The organism is Brevibacillus borstelensis (assembly GCF_003710865.1).
Lineage (GTDB): Bacteria > Bacillota > Bacilli > Brevibacillales > Brevibacillaceae > Brevibacillus > Brevibacillus borstelensis.
The window spans coordinates 1-14,358 of record NZ_RHHO01000048.1 but is presented as its reverse complement, the minus strand read 5'-3'; the positions used below and the strand labels follow the sequence as shown (position 1 = coordinate 14,358).

The window sequence follows — 14,358 nt, the reverse complement described above, 5'->3', positions numbered from 1 at the left end:
GAATGGTATTGTTGAAAGGATTGGGCCTCAGTCTGTTGTCTTCGATGGCGTGGGGATTGCTGTTTAATGTTCCGGTGCGCACCTTGCTGGCATGCGGCTTCGCCGGTTTGACCGGATGGCTTGTTTTCTCCATTCTCCCATATTTTGGGGCTGAGGTTATTTTATGCACGTTTGCGGCAGCGACAACCGTTTCCATATTAAGTCAAGTTTTGTCCGTCTGGCTGAGGGTCCCCTCCACCAACTTCAGTGTTGCCGGCATCATCCCTCTGGTGCCGGGATCTCTTGCTTACAAAGCGATGCTTGCCTTCGTAAATGGACAATATATGGAAGGAATCATGCTGGCCATGCAGACTGCGATGGTGGCAGGAGCGATCGCGTCCGGTCTGATCCTGGGAATTTCTTTATTTGCCATCTGGAGGGGAGCGCGCCATGCTAGAAAGCGTGCGCAATAACATCGAGCGCAGCAGGCTCCTGGAGCCGGGCGAGACAGTCGTGGTCGGCATCTCTGGCGGAAATGACTCGACTGCCCTTTTGCATATCTTGTGGGCTCTCAATTCACACTATCAGTACGGCTGGAAATTGCACGCTGTACACCTGAATCACGGTTTCCGCGGGGAGGAAGCGGGCAGGGACGCGGACTATGCCGGAGAGCTGTGCCAATCCCTCGGGGTTTCTTTTCACTTGTTTGAACGGAGCATTCCAGATGTCATGAAGGAGACCGGCATGGGGGCTCAGGAAGCGAGCCGCGCTGTGCGCTATGATCTCTACAAGCAGGTCGCGCTTCGTACAGGCGCTGCCAAAGTAGCCGTGGCGCATCATGCCGACGACCAGGTGGAGACGGTCTTGTTTCGGCTGTTGAGGGGAACGCGCCTCTCCGGTCTGACCGGGATGCCAGCCAGGCGCTGGCTGGTGGAGGGCCAGGTCGAGCTGATCCGGCCGCTTCTGCATGTGAGCAGAGCGGAGCTGGAGCGCTACTGTGAGGAAAACGCGCTATTCCCGCGAGAGGACAGCAGCAACCGCTCGCGCAAGTACGCCCGCAACCTGATCCGGCTGGAAGTAATGCCGCTGTTGGAGCAGGTAAACGAGCGCTACCGCGAGCACATCCTTTCCCTGTCAAAGGCCGTTCAGGAGGATGAAGCTTACCTGCAAAAGCAGAGTCGCGATCAGTTAAAAGCGGTTGTGATCAAGCAGAAAAAAGGCGACGTGACGATCGACGCCGACAAGTTTCAAAGTTGTGACGTTGCTTTACAAAGGAGAATGATTACTCTAATATTAAGTTATCTCTCAAGCCAAATCGAATGGTCTTCGCAACATGTGGAGGCCGTTTTGCGCATGATAGAGGGAAATCGTCCGTCTGCTGAACTGGATTTGCCCGGTGCCGTGACAGTGGCCAGGGCATATCGGCAGGTTCGCTTTCAGACGAATGGCCAGAAATTATATCGTCAGATTTTCTGCTACCAGCTTGCTGTTCCGGGAACAACACTGATTACGGAAAGTGGAGCAGCGGTACATACGTTTTATCGTGATGGCCCCATCGATTGGGCACGAGTTCCCGATCACGCGGCGGCTTTTGATGCCGATCGCCTTCCTGGGCCTTTATGCGTTCGCAATCGAAAGCAAGGTGACCGCATGCCTCTATGGGGAACAGCGGGGAGCAAAAAGCTGAAGGAACTGCTGATCGACGCCAAGGTGCCGCAGAAGTGGCGGGACAGACTGCCGATCCTGACTGCGGGCGACCAGGTGATCTGGGTTCCGGGCATCCGCCGATCCGCCATTGCGCCTGTAAGTGAACGGACCAAGCGGGTATTGTATGTGGAAGTGGAGTTTGGAGAAGAGTGGCGGGAGGTATTAACGTGAACCAAGACATCAAGGAGATTTTGCTCACCGAAGAACAAATTGCCAGCAAGGTTAAAGAGCTGGGCTCTATCTTGAGCGAAGAATACCGGGACAAAAACCCGTTGGTCATCTGCGTTTTGAAGGGCGCTGTCGTATTTATGGCCGATTTGCTTCGCCATATGGACATTCCCTGCGAAATGGACTTTATGGCCGTATCCAGCTATGGAAGCGGAACCGAGTCTTCCGGGATGGTGAAAATCCTGAAGGACCTCGACACTTCCGCCGAAGGCCGTCACGTCCTCGTTGTCGAGGACATCATGGACAGCGGTTTGACGCTGAGCAGGCTGATGGAGCTTCTGCGCCACCGCCAGGCGGCTTCCGTAAAGGTCGTGACGCTTCTCAACAAGCCGGATCGCCGCAAAGTAGACATCTCGCCAGATTACAGCGGATTTACGATTCCAGACGAATTCGTAGTCGGCTACGGTCTGGATTTTGCCGAGAAATATCGAAACCTGCCATTTATTGGCGTACTAAAACCGGAAGTTTACACGAACTAGCTTTGTTGTGAAGAACTGACTCCATATGGTAAAATGTGAAAAGTGTCTGTTCGTGAGAGGAGGTAAGGAATGAATCGCTTTTTTCGTAATACCGGGTTCTACCTACTAATCTTTCTTGTCACGGTCGGGATCGTGAATTTTATCCTCTCCGGTTCTGATAAGGTTGGGAAACTTACATATCAGGAATTCCGGGTACAGCTGTTAACCGATAACGTCTCCGAGCTTACGCTTCGTCCTGAGGGAGGAACGTATCGGGTAGACGGTATCCTGAAAGCAGCGAATCCGGGACAGGAAACCAAGTTTGTAACAAATGTACCGCTTTACGATTCGGATATCATCAAGCTGGTTAACGCGAAGATCGATGAGCAAAAAGTGAAAAGGGTTGAGGTCGCTCCGCAGGAAGGCAACAGCATCTGGCTGACGTTCCTGACATCGATCATTCCTTTCATCATCATCTTTATCCTGTTCTTCTTCCTGTTAAACCAGGCTCAGGGCGGCGGCAGCCGAGTGATGAACTTCGGGAAGAGCCGTGCGAAGCTATACAACGAAGAGAAAAAGCGCGTTACATTCAACGATGTTGCAGGAGCAGACGAAGAAAAGGCGGAGCTGGAGGAAGTGGTCGAGTTCCTCAAAGACCCGCGCAAGTTTGACGCAGTTGGCGCGCGCATTCCAAAAGGCGTGCTGCTCGTGGGTCCTCCTGGTACCGGTAAAACCTTGCTTGCCCGTGCTGTTGCCGGTGAAGCGGGTGTGCCGTTCTTCAGCATCTCCGGTTCTGACTTTGTAGAGATGTTCGTCGGGGTGGGTGCGTCCCGCGTGCGTGATTTGTTTGAAAACGCAAAGAAAAACGCGCCTTGCATTATCTTTATCGACGAGATTGACGCAGTCGGTCGTCAGCGTGGAGCAGGTCTTGGCGGCGGCCATGACGAGCGCGAGCAAACGCTGAACCAATTGCTTGTTGAAATGGACGGCTTCGGCGGCAACGAAGGCATTATCATCGTCGCTGCGACGAACCGCCCGGACATTCTGGACCCTGCGCTGCTGCGTCCAGGACGTTTTGACCGTCAAATTACGGTAGACCGCCCGGACATCAAGGGCCGCGAAGCTGTACTGAAGGTCCATGCCCGCAACAAACCGCTTGGCGAAGACGTGAAGCTGGATGTCATCGCACGCGGCACGTCGGGCTTCACCGGTGCCGATCTGGAGAACCTGCTGAATGAGGCAGCTCTTCTGACAGCACGGAAAAACAAGAAGCAAATCAACATGGCTGAAGTCGATGAAGCCATCGACCGCGTCATCGCCGGTCCGGCGAAAAAATCCCGCGTAGTGAGCGAAGACGAAAGACGTCTCGTGGCTTACCACGAAGCGGGCCATACGATTATCGGATACTACCTCAGAAATGCAGAAATGGTACATAAGGTAACCATCATTCCGCGCGGCCAAGCTGGTGGATACACAGTGATGCTGCCGAAAGAAGACCGTTTCTTTGCAACGAAGACCGACTTGCTCGACAAGATTACCGGTCTCTTGGGTGGACGCGTTGCAGAAGAGCTGGTGCTGGGCGATATCAGTACCGGCGCTCACAACGACTTCCAGCGTGCAACGGCGATTGCGCGCAGCATGATTACGGAATACGGGATGAGCCGACTGGGGCCAATGCAATTTGGCCGCAATCAGGGTCAAGTATTCCTGGGCCGCGATATTGGCCACGAGCGAAACTACTCCGAACAGATCGCTTACGAAATCGACCAGGAGATGCAAAGCATTATCAATGAGTGCTACGACAAGTGTAAAGAGCTGCTCACGAAGCACCGTGATCAGCTGGAGCTTGTAGCTACCACACTGCTAGAAGTCGAGACGCTTGACGCTGATCAAATCAAGCAGTTGATCGAGCACGGAAAGCTGGATCCGCATCCACTCGAAAACAAAGACGTGGTTGTGAATATCCAGCCAAAGAAAGACGAGCCGACCATCAGCGAAGCGACGGAAGCCAAAAAGGAAACCGTTGAAAACGCGGAAAGCACGACGGAAGGCAACACTGACAACAAAGCGGAAAACACTGCGGAGACGCCGAACAGTGGGTCCGAACAGGACGAGAAGAAACAATAAAATGATTATAGGTTGATCAAGTCGAGTTTGAATACGGTGATCGCTTCTGGGTGCTACCAAGGAGAGATCACCGTATTTTATTTGGAATTAGCGTATAAAAGTGAGGCAGTCAAAATTAATACCAGTAAAAATAACGAATAGTTAGTATAGTTTGACAAATAAATCTCAATATTTTATTATTGTATATAAATACAATTTATAGGAGGTATTAGGGTGAGAAAGATTATTAGCAGTGTTATCTCAGCGATCCTCTTAACCATCTCTGGTCAGTGGAGTTGTAGCGAAAGAATCAAAAACTTCATATGAAGTGACTTTTCAAGCGGAAGAAATTAATGATTTGAGTACATTGTTTATAAGGGCGAAAAATAATATCACAGATTATAAAAGTACTCCAAGTGCTGAGGCTAAGTTGCAAACTGATGGGGGTGTTGAGAAAAATTTGAAAGTTTATCATACGACACAACGTTTAAAAACCGAAAGAAATATTGCTACAAGTGAACAGAAAGAGAGCTACGTAACTTATTACTTCTATGGTATTCCTAAAGAAGTACTGGATAATAAATCAATATCCATTTTAGGGTCAACTTCTGATGAAGATTGGGATTCAAGTTATTCGGTCAAAGCATATTCTACATACTACTGGGATAAGTACAAATCTACTAACGGCGATGGATTTAAGAAATTGACCAAAGTAACTGGTGGCTGGACGATTAGTGATAATAAAGTGTCGATAACAAGCAGAGAAGTGAGATACGGCGCTTCAGGAGGAGCTTTGCGTGATGATGGAACACACGGAGGGTCTGTGATCCAAGATAGTGGACCTTTATACCCATCATCAAATTCTTTCTCATACGATGCCCCCAAAAACTGGAAGCCAGTTTCTGATTGGGCTAGTACAATTGGCGTCAACACAAAGGCAACGCTAAAATTGGGAACTGAAACTTGGACGTTAAAACTGGATAATTATAAGACCAATTAGCTCTGAAAAAGTAAAGCGAACACCAATATTGTCATAAAATTGGTGTTCGTTTTCTAATTGGGTTATTAAGGGGGGGCTTACTTGATTAAATCTTTATCAATCGGGATTGTTCTTGTCTTGTTATTTTTCGGGTACGCTCTTTATCAGGGAGATCTGATTGGTGTATGGATAAGGTTATCAGGTTATGCTGGCTTTGGATTGATCGTACTTGCACTTCTTATGCTGGGATCAACATTAGGAGTAGACAGGATTAATTTGGCGACACCAGATGTGAAAAGGGATTTTGTAGTGGATGATAACAACGAGGCAATGAGAAAAGAAAGAAAACTGGAGCAACGATGGGCACTCTATGTTTTATTGGCAGGGCTTCCGTCATTCGTGACGTGGATCATTCTTTATTATGGGAGGTGATTCTTCTTCCAGTCCCTATTTCCCGGCTGTCTATACGTGTAGTGTAAAGAAGATGATACTGTTTTTACCAAAGAGCCGTTTTCTATTTGTGCCTGGAATGAAAACGGCTTTTTTAATCCTCATAAAACCTACTTTACACATCGGAATTATATGTATATAATCATTTCCAGATGTTGCTTTTTTAACATGACGTTTTGAGGAGGATGTACGAATGAAAAAAGGATTGATTAGCGCGTTGCTGCTGATCCTGGTCGGAGCTGTATCCGTCTCCGGCTGCTCCACCCAGGAAAGCGCAAGCGACAATCAGACGCCTGCTGCACCGCAAGAGACGAGAACGGTCCAGAGCATTCCGGATTCGTTCTTTCCTGCGACGGATAAATCTAAATCGCCGGAAGCGGCAAAAAAGCGGACGGATACGGTTGTGGCTACGCTTACGGAGCCGGGCGGAGTATTTAACCCGTACTTTTACAAAAACGGCTACGACGGAAACGTGAGCGCGGCCATTTTTGCGCCGCTGGTGAGCGTCGACAAAAACGGCAAACCCATTCCCCGTCTGGCGGAAAAATGGGACATCTCGGACGATCAGCTAACCTACACCTTCCACCTGCGGCCAAACCTCAAATTCAGCGACGGCTCGCCACTGACAGCGGAAGACGTCGCCTTTACCCTGACGATTCTCCACGACAAGGCGTACGACGGAGACGAAGACATCTTTGAAACGCAGATCAAAGGCGGTCGGGCTTACAAAGAGGGCAAGGCAGATACCGTCGAGGGGATCAAAGTCATCGACCCGCAAACGATCCAAATCACGACGGAGAAAGTGAATGCCCGTTCGCTTCTCATCCTCGGCGGACCGGTGCTATCCAAAGCTTACTATGGCAAAGGCTATAAACCGGGCAACCTGGAGTATCTGCGGACGCTGCACGGAAAGCCGCTTGGAGCAGGCCCGTATAAGCTGGAGAAATACATCACCGGCCAAGAGGTCCGCTATCTGGCCAACGAACACTACTACGCTGGCAAGCCGGCGGTTGAGCACTTCATCTACAAGACGACAGAAGGAGATGCCCTGCAGTTTTTCCAGACAGGGGAGACTGATTACAACTCCTTTACAGCCAACGAGGACAATCTGGAGCTGCTGAAGAGCTTGGGCTACGCAAACATCAACGTGTACACGTCGACAGCTTACAGCTACATCAAATTCAACCACAGCAAGCCGTACTTCAAGGACAAGCGGGTGAGACAAGCGCTGATATACGGTCTGGATCGGCAAAAAATTGTCGACACGGCTTACCAAGGCTACGGCCAAGTAGCCAATGTCCCGGTCTCGCCTGTCTCCTGGGCATATACAGAGGAGGTCAATCCGTATCACTACGATCTGGAAAAAGCGAAAGCGCTGCTGGATGAAGCAGGCTGGAAGGTCGGGGCGGACGGCATCCGCGAGAAGGACGGCCAAAAGCTGAAGCTGTACTACTTGACGACCAAAGGACCGCTGAGCGATGTGCTCATCCCGATCGCAAAAGAAAACTACAAGGAACTGGGCGTACAACTGGAAGCGGAGCTGATGGACTACAATGCATTGCTGGCCCGCACAGCAAAAGGGGACCATGACCTCGCCTCCTTCTCCACGACGATGCTGACCGATCCGTCCGACGGCGTGATTCAATTTGGGTCGAACCGTTCAAGCAGCTTTACCGGCACGAACGGATACTCCAATCCAAAGGTAGACGAATTGCTGGAAAAGGGGATCAGCACGCTCGATATTGAAAAGCGGAAAGAAATTTACAAAGAGCTGTACAACGAGCTGAGCGACGATCCGCCGTACATTTTCCTCACCTATCGGAAGCTGCTGACCGCCCACAACGCGAGAGTGTCCGGATTTGATCCGAACGGATATACCGGCATTTCCGGCAATTTGCCCGATCTGAAGATTGAACCGATTCAATAGATCGAACGAAGATGCTCAGCCTCCGGGCTGGGCATATTCCTTGGGAGGCACAAGATGAAAGCCTATATCATCCGCAGACTGCTGTACATGGTCCTGACTCTGTTTGGGGCATCCGTTTTGATTTTTGGCCTGTACGCCCTGACACCGGGTGATTTTGTCGATAACAATCCGAAGCTGACTGACGAGCGAAAAGCGGAGCTAAAACAGATGTACGGTCTGGATAAACCGGTCGTGGAGCGCTATTTCGTCTGGCTCGGCAATGCCGTCCGGGGCGATTTTGGATATTCCCTTCAGTATCAGCAGCCGGTCACCTCGCTGCTCAGTCAGTACATCTGGAATTCCTTTTTGATTGCGTCCGCCTCTACCTTGTTTACTTGGCTGATCGCGATTGTGATCGGGGTCATCTCGGCGACCAGACAGTACTCATTCTTTGACTCAGCAGTGACGATCGGGGCATTTGCCGCGATGTCGTTTCCCTCGTTCTTCGCCGGGCTGTTGATCATCAAGTTTTTTGCGGTGGACCTTGGCTGGTTCCCGCCCGGGGGGATGATCACGACCGGCAGCAATGCGACCGGACTTGCATACGTGTGGGAGGTTATCGACCATATGTTTTTGCCGGTGCTTGTGCTCACAATGCTCGGGGTCGGCTCCCTGACCCGCTATTTTCGTACAAACATGCTGGAAATCATCCGGCAGGATTTCATTCGCACAGCAAGGGCCAAAGGCTTGAAGGAAAAAACAGTCGTCTACAAGCACGCCCTGCGAAACGCTTTGCTTCCCGCGATCACCCTGCTTGGCTTTGAGCTTCCGGCCTTGTTTGGAGGCGCGATCATCACGGAGAAGATTTTCAACTGGCCAGGGGTTGGGCAGCTGTATATGCAGGCGTTCAGCCTGCGCGACTACCCGCTGTTGATGGGATTTACGATGTTTTTGGCCATTTTGACCGTCGTCAGCAATCTGCTTGCCGACCTTTTGTACGGCGTGGCTGATCCGCGAGTGAGATTGAAATAGGAGGAGTCGACATTGTCATCCATCGTCACGGAGACAGCGGGACTGGCAGGCACGCGGACCGGTGCCCGGCGGTCTTCGCTCTGGAGAGATACGTTTGCCAAGCTGAAAAAGAACAAGGTCGCCATGTGCGGACTGGTGTTTCTGGTCATTATGTTTTTGTTCTGCTTCATCGGGCCGTTTTTTTCGCCCTACGCATCCGGAAAGGTCAATACGGTGATGATCAACAAGCCCCCCAGCATGGCTCATTGGCTGGGTACGGACAACCTGGGGCGGGACATATTGACCCGGCTGATGCAGGCCGGCCGCATCTCGCTGACGGTGGGACTGGCCGCCATGCTGCTGTCTGTCTTTATCGGCTCGGTTCTGGGAGTAGTAGCTGGCTATTACAGAGGGGTTGTCGATCAAATCGTGATGCGCTTTGCAGACATTCTGATGACGATTCCGGGACTTCCGCTGCTGTTTATTATCGGGGCGATCCTGTCCGAGTGGAAGGTGCCCACAGATTACCGGATCTACATCGTCATGCTGATGCTCAGCCTGATCGGCTGGCCGGAGCTGGCGAGACTGGTGCGAAGCCAGATTTTGAGTCTGCGCGAGCGGGAGTTCATGCAGGCCACCGAGTCTCTGGGGCTGCGCGATCACCGCAAGCTGTTTTTTCACCTGTTGCCCAATACAATCCCGATCCTGATCGTGGTAGCTACGCTGCGGGTCGGGGGAGCGATTCTGAGCGAGTCTGTACTCAGCTACCTGGGCCTGGGGGTCGTTCCCCCGACGCCGACGTGGGGCAATATGATCGATGCCGCGAATACGCTGATCGATTTTCAGAAACGGCCGTGGCTCTGGATTCCACCCGGCTTTGCCATATTTGCCACCGTAATTTCGATCAATCTGCTCGGTGACGGCCTCCGTGATGCGCTTGATCCGAAAATGAAGAGGTAGGAGAGACGGTTATGACAAACGCTTTGCTTACAATCGATCATCTGCAGACCCATTTTTTCACCCCGTCGGGAGTCGTCAAAGCGGTAAACGACATCAGTCTTCGCGTACGGGAGGGCGAGACGGTCTGCATCGTCGGGGAATCGGGCTGCGGTAAAAGCGTAACGGCCATGTCCGTGCTGGGGCTTGTAGCGGAGCCGCAAGGAAAAGTGGTTGGGGGAGACATCCGGTTCGATGGCGTAGACCTGCTGCAGCTCAGCCCACTGGAGAAGCAGCAGCTGCGCGGCAATGACATCGCGATGATTTTCCAGGAGCCGATGTCTTCGCTCAATCCGGTCTTGACCATAGGCGAACAGATCATGGAGCCTCTGTGGGAGCATCTTCTTCTCTCCAAAAAGGAAGCCAGGGCGAAAGCGATTGAACTGATTTCGCTGGTAGGCATCCCCCGTCCCGAGGAGATCATGAACGCGTACCCGCATCAGCTAAGCGGAGGCATGCTGCAGCGGATCATGATCGCCATCGCGATCAGCTGCAATCCGAGACTGCTGATCGCCGATGAACCGACGACAGCTCTGGATGTGACGATTCAGGCGCAAATTCTCGATCTTTTGCGCGAGATCAAGGAAACGTACAACACGGCGATATTGCTCATCACCCATGATCTGGGCGTCGTTGCCGAAATGGCCGACTATGTGGTCGTCATGTACGCGGGCAAGGTGATTGAAGAAGGGCCTGTCCTGGAGCTTTTCAGCAATCCCCGGCACCCGTATACCCGCGGGCTTTTGCAAGCAAAGCCGGTGATCGGCCAGCGGAAAAAACGGCTGAACTCCATCCCGGGCCAAGTACCGAATCTGATTGGTCTGGCTGATTCCTGCTACTTCCATGACCGCTGCGAGAGCTGCATGTCGGTTTGCCGACTGAAGCAGCCGGAATTGAAGCAAATCGACGACGGGCACAGGGTGGCGTGCTGGTTATACGAGGAGGAGAGCGGGCTTGCGTGAGGCATTGGTGGAAGTCAAGCAGTTGAAAAAGTACTACCCGATTACCGGGGGCATTTTTGGCAGGACCATTGGTCACGTCAAGGCAGTCGATGACGTCAGCTTTGCCATCCGGAAGGGAGAAGCCTTCGGTCTGGTCGGCGAGTCCGGGAGCGGCAAAAGCACGACGGGACGCACGATTTTGCGCCTTACCGATAAAACGGCGGGCGAGGTCAAGTACAAGGGAGTGGATTTGCATGCAGTAAGCAAGCAAGAGCTTCGTCGGCTTCGGCCCAGCATGCAGTTCATTTTTCAAGACCCGTACAGCTCGCTCAATCCCCGGCTTCGGGTAGGGGATGCGATCGGAGAAGCCCTCATGGACCACGGGCTGGCCGACAAGTCGGAGATACGGGAAAGGGTGCAGGAGGTGCTCTCTCTCTGCGGGTTGGCTCCGTATCACATCGACCGGTTTCCGCATGAATTCTCCGGCGGTCAGCGGCAGCGGATCGGTATTGCCCGCTCGATTATCCTGCAGCCGGAGTTTATTGTGGCCGATGAGCCTGTTTCTGCGCTGGATGTCTCCATACAGGCGCAAATCATCAATTTGTTTAGCGACCTGCAGGAGAAAAAAGAGCTTACGTACCTGTTCATCTCGCATGATTTGAGTGTGGTGGAGCACCTCTGCACCCGCATCGGCGTGATGTATTTGGGCTCTCTGGTGGAAATTGCGCCGCGGGATGAACTGTTTGCCCGTCCCTTGCACCCGTATACGCGGGCGCTGTTGTCGGCGGTGCCTATCCCCGATCCGCGGCTCAAGCGGGAGAGGATCGTTCTGCGCGGAGACATTCCGAGTCCGGCGAATCCGCCGAAGGGCTGCAAATTCCATACGAGATGCCCGCTCGCGACTGACCGATGCAAGGAGGAAGTACCCGTTTTACGATTGGCGGACAGCGATCATCAGGTAGCTTGCCATCTCGTATAGCGGACTTTCGATTATGCAGGCGGAATGTCTGGCCCCGTATTGAATAACCTGGGCGAATAGGGTACATTGAAGGTGGAAGAATTCATAGTGATTTGGAAATAAAGTGCAGGATGTGGCGCCTGCGCTTTTCTTTTCATCAAAGGAGGAGATCGCCTTGTTTTCTAGGCTCCGTCTGGCAGCTTTTGATATGGATGGGACCCTGCTGAATGAACAGTCACAGATGACAGAGGCAACGAAGGAAGCCTGTAGGCTGCTGCAAGCCAGCGGCTGCAAGCTGGTGTTGTCGACCGGCCGCACCTATGCATCCGCGCAGCTGCCGATCGGCGGATTCGCGTTTGACGGATATGTATGCAGCAACGGCGCGACAGTTCTGGAGGCGGACGGAACATTGGTTCAGCATGCTGCTTTGCCGCTGGAAATGATCCAACAGGCTGTGCATACACTAAGGCAGGAACCAATCTACTATGAGCTGCACGACACCGAAAGCAATCGCTGGATGGTTCAGGAAGACAGGGAACGGATAGAAACATTGATTGAAGAAGATGCTTCGGTCGAAGGAGTGTCGCTGCGCCGCTTTTCCTTTTACGAGTGGTCACGGGTCGTTCCCTTGGCAGAAATGATGCAGCGGATCGCCACCGGCGAGTCGAAGATCGTCAAGCTGTTCGTCTGGCACCCCGTCCCGGAAGCGCTCGTGCCTGTCCGGGAACAGCTTGAGCGTTGGAGTGATCAGGCTGACATCACATCTTCAGGGAAGCACAATGTGGAGGTGATCCCGAAAGGCGTCTCCAAATGGGAGGGGCTCACTTATTTTTGTCGGAAATGGGGAATTGCGCCCGAACAAGTCATGGCGTTTGGCGATGCGGAAAATGACCGGGAAGCATTGTCCAACGTAGGGTTTCCTGTCGTCATGGAAAACGCCAGTCCGGCGATAAAAGAGTTGGCCCGTTTTATCGCTCCGCATCACGACGAGGACGGAGTGGCGCGCTTTATTCGCGAGCGCGTGCTGGCGGATGGGTAAATACAGCAGTCTCCCCAGCGGATATGCATTGACAAGCAAGTGGGTTGGGATTACAATGGCCCTAAATTATGACACCTACGTAGGGGGATAATATTCATGGAAGCCTTGGCGTTAGAAAAAAAGGCCCAGCGAAACGCTGAGTTGCGCGAACGGCTGATGCAATTGAAAAAAGAACGCAATGCCATCATTCTGGCCCATTTTTATCAGCGGCCGGAGATTCAGGAAGTGGCTGACTATATTGGAGATTCGTTCGGTTTGGCGCAAAAAGCCAAGGAAACCGACGCGGACGTCATCCTGTTTTGCGGCGTACACTTTATGGGGGAAAGTGCAAAAATTCTCAATCCCCAAAAGACCGTCATCATCCCGGATGAACGCGCCGGCTGTCCGATGGCCGACATGGTCAACGTGGAAGGCTTGCGCAAGCTGAAGGCGCAGCATCCGAATGCAAAGGTGGTTGCGTACATCAACACGTCCGCCGATGTGAAAGCGGAAACATACATTTGCTGTACGTCCTCCAACGCGAAACGGGTCATCGAGTCGATCGATTCCGACGAGATCATCTGGGTCCCGGATAAAAACCTGGGTCACTACGTTTCCCAGTTTACCGACAAGAAGATGATCATCTGGGAAGGGTACTGCAATACGCATGACCAGCTTTCCGTCCAGGACATCATGTCGCTGAAAGCGCAGCATCCAAATGCGCTCGTCGTCGTCCACCCCGAGTGCCGTCCGGAAGTAGTGGCGCTGGCCGATTACGTCGGTTCTACGACAGGCATTCTCAAATACTGCCGTGAATCCTCCCATAAAGAGTTCATCATCGGTACGGAAGACGGCACCCGCTACATGCTGGAGAAGGACAGCCCGGACAAGACGTTTATCTTTGCTTCCAAGTATCTGGTCTGCCCGAACATGAAGGTCAACAACCTGAAAAAATGCGTGGAAGCGCTGGAGAACATGAAGCCGGAGATTTACGTGCCGGAGGATATCGCGGACAAAGCACGTGCTTCCCTGGAGCGCATGCTGGCCGTGGCGCCAGCGTAATGCTGGAGCGGCCTGTTTTTCAGGAATCTGGTGAGAACGTGAGAAACAAGTAAAAACCCGAGATACAAGCAAAAACCTGCACCTCTTTTGTCAAAAAGGGGCAGGTTTTTATTGTGAAGCGTGCCCAGCAAGCCGTTAATTGCTAGTTGGTGAAAGTCCAACCGAGGCAGGAGCCAAGTCACCTCGTAGCTGACAGGCAACTGGTGGAGAAATCCTAAGGTTGAAGCCCTGTGACAAAGTAACTCGAAAGAGTGCGAGCAAATCAGCAGGCCGTAACATAAAGTGAATCCTGCAGCCTCGTTAAGAAAGACCACCGAGAGGTGGACAAAGGGAAGCCGAGCTTGTTTCATATGGGCGAAGGCCAAGGACGGTGTGGAGAACTTGGAATACAGCACCTATGAATCCCTCGGGGTATGGGGAGCGGTATGTTGAGAAAGTAGTTAACGGAACTGGGGAGACCCTACTCTGCACGCCCCGTCAGGAGCGTAAAACGGAAACCTATAACCGTAAGGGAAGTGGTGGATGGCAGAGAGGGAGTCGGAGGGGTTCATAGTACCGA

13 protein-coding genes are annotated in these 14,358 nt (G+C 52.3%); all 13 read left to right on the top strand.

Going from position 1 to position 14,358, the window contains the following annotated elements:
* Window positions 1-2 precede the first annotated feature (2 nt).
* The 13 genes from EDM54_RS21710 (at window position 3) to nadA (ending at window position 13,799) form a co-directional block, all read left to right on the top strand.
* Window positions 3-452 (top strand): threonine/serine exporter family protein, encoded by a 450-nt coding sequence (locus tag EDM54_RS21710; protein WP_122958774.1) that lies wholly within the window; start codon window positions 3-5, stop codon window positions 450-452.
* Window positions 430-1,857 (top strand): tRNA lysidine(34) synthetase TilS, encoded by a 1,428-nt coding sequence (gene tilS, locus EDM54_RS21705; RefSeq protein WP_024983363.1) that lies wholly within the window; start codon window positions 430-432, stop codon window positions 1,855-1,857. The genes EDM54_RS21710 and tilS overlap by 23 nt, the downstream gene beginning before the upstream one ends.
* Complete coding sequence (hpt, locus tag EDM54_RS21700) at window positions 1,854-2,393, top strand: hypoxanthine phosphoribosyltransferase (protein ID WP_003390258.1); 540 nt, start codon at window positions 1,854-1,856, stop codon at window positions 2,391-2,393. The genes tilS and hpt overlap by 4 nt, the downstream gene beginning before the upstream one ends.
* A 69-nt stretch (window positions 2,394-2,462) precedes the next feature.
* The gene (gene ftsH, locus EDM54_RS21695) at window positions 2,463-4,499 is read left to right on the top strand and encodes an ATP-dependent zinc metalloprotease FtsH (protein ID WP_122958773.1); all 2,037 of its coding nucleotides are present in this window, start codon (window positions 2,463-2,465) and stop codon (window positions 4,497-4,499) included.
* A 337-nt stretch (window positions 4,500-4,836) separates the two neighbouring features.
* Window positions 4,837-5,478, top strand: coding sequence for a hypothetical protein (locus tag EDM54_RS21690; RefSeq protein WP_141334247.1), 642 nt, complete (start codon window positions 4,837-4,839; stop codon window positions 5,476-5,478).
* 81 nt (window positions 5,479-5,559) lie between these two features.
* A complete protein-coding gene (locus EDM54_RS21685; RefSeq protein ID WP_024983360.1) occupies window positions 5,560-5,889 on the top strand; it encodes a hypothetical protein in 330 nt (109 codons plus the stop codon).
* A 211-nt stretch (window positions 5,890-6,100) separates the two neighbouring features.
* On the top strand, window positions 6,101-7,834 hold the full coding sequence (locus tag EDM54_RS21680) for an ABC transporter substrate-binding protein (protein ID WP_024983359.1): 1,734 nt from the start codon (window positions 6,101-6,103) through the stop codon (window positions 7,832-7,834).
* Window positions 7,835-7,888: 54 nt separating this feature from the next.
* Window positions 7,889-8,845 carry an ABC transporter permease gene (locus tag EDM54_RS21675; RefSeq protein WP_003390261.1) on the top strand — a complete coding sequence of 319 codons (957 nt, stop codon included), beginning with the start codon at window positions 7,889-7,891 and terminating at the stop codon, window positions 8,843-8,845.
* Window positions 8,846-8,857: 12 nt separating this feature from the next.
* Window positions 8,858-9,784, top strand: coding sequence for an oligopeptide ABC transporter permease (gene opp4C, locus EDM54_RS21670; RefSeq protein WP_024983357.1), 927 nt, complete (start codon window positions 8,858-8,860; stop codon window positions 9,782-9,784).
* 11 nt (window positions 9,785-9,795) lie between these two features.
* Window positions 9,796-10,782 carry an ABC transporter ATP-binding protein gene (locus tag EDM54_RS21665; protein WP_003390263.1) on the top strand — a complete coding sequence of 329 codons (987 nt, stop codon included), beginning with the start codon at window positions 9,796-9,798 and terminating at the stop codon, window positions 10,780-10,782.
* Window positions 10,775-11,740 (top strand): ABC transporter ATP-binding protein, encoded by a 966-nt coding sequence (locus EDM54_RS21660; protein WP_122958771.1) that lies wholly within the window; start codon window positions 10,775-10,777, stop codon window positions 11,738-11,740. Before EDM54_RS21665 ends, EDM54_RS21660 begins: the two co-directional genes overlap by 8 nt.
* 154 nt (window positions 11,741-11,894) lie before the next feature.
* On the top strand, window positions 11,895-12,758 hold the full coding sequence (locus EDM54_RS21655; protein ID WP_327926355.1) for an HAD family hydrolase: 864 nt from the start codon (window positions 11,895-11,897) through the stop codon (window positions 12,756-12,758).
* A gap of 96 nt (window positions 12,759-12,854) precedes the next feature.
* The gene (gene nadA / locus EDM54_RS21650) at window positions 12,855-13,799 is read left to right on the top strand and encodes a quinolinate synthase NadA (RefSeq protein ID WP_003390269.1); all 945 of its coding nucleotides are present in this window, start codon (window positions 12,855-12,857) and stop codon (window positions 13,797-13,799) included.
* Window positions 13,800-14,358: the final 559 nt, after the last annotated feature.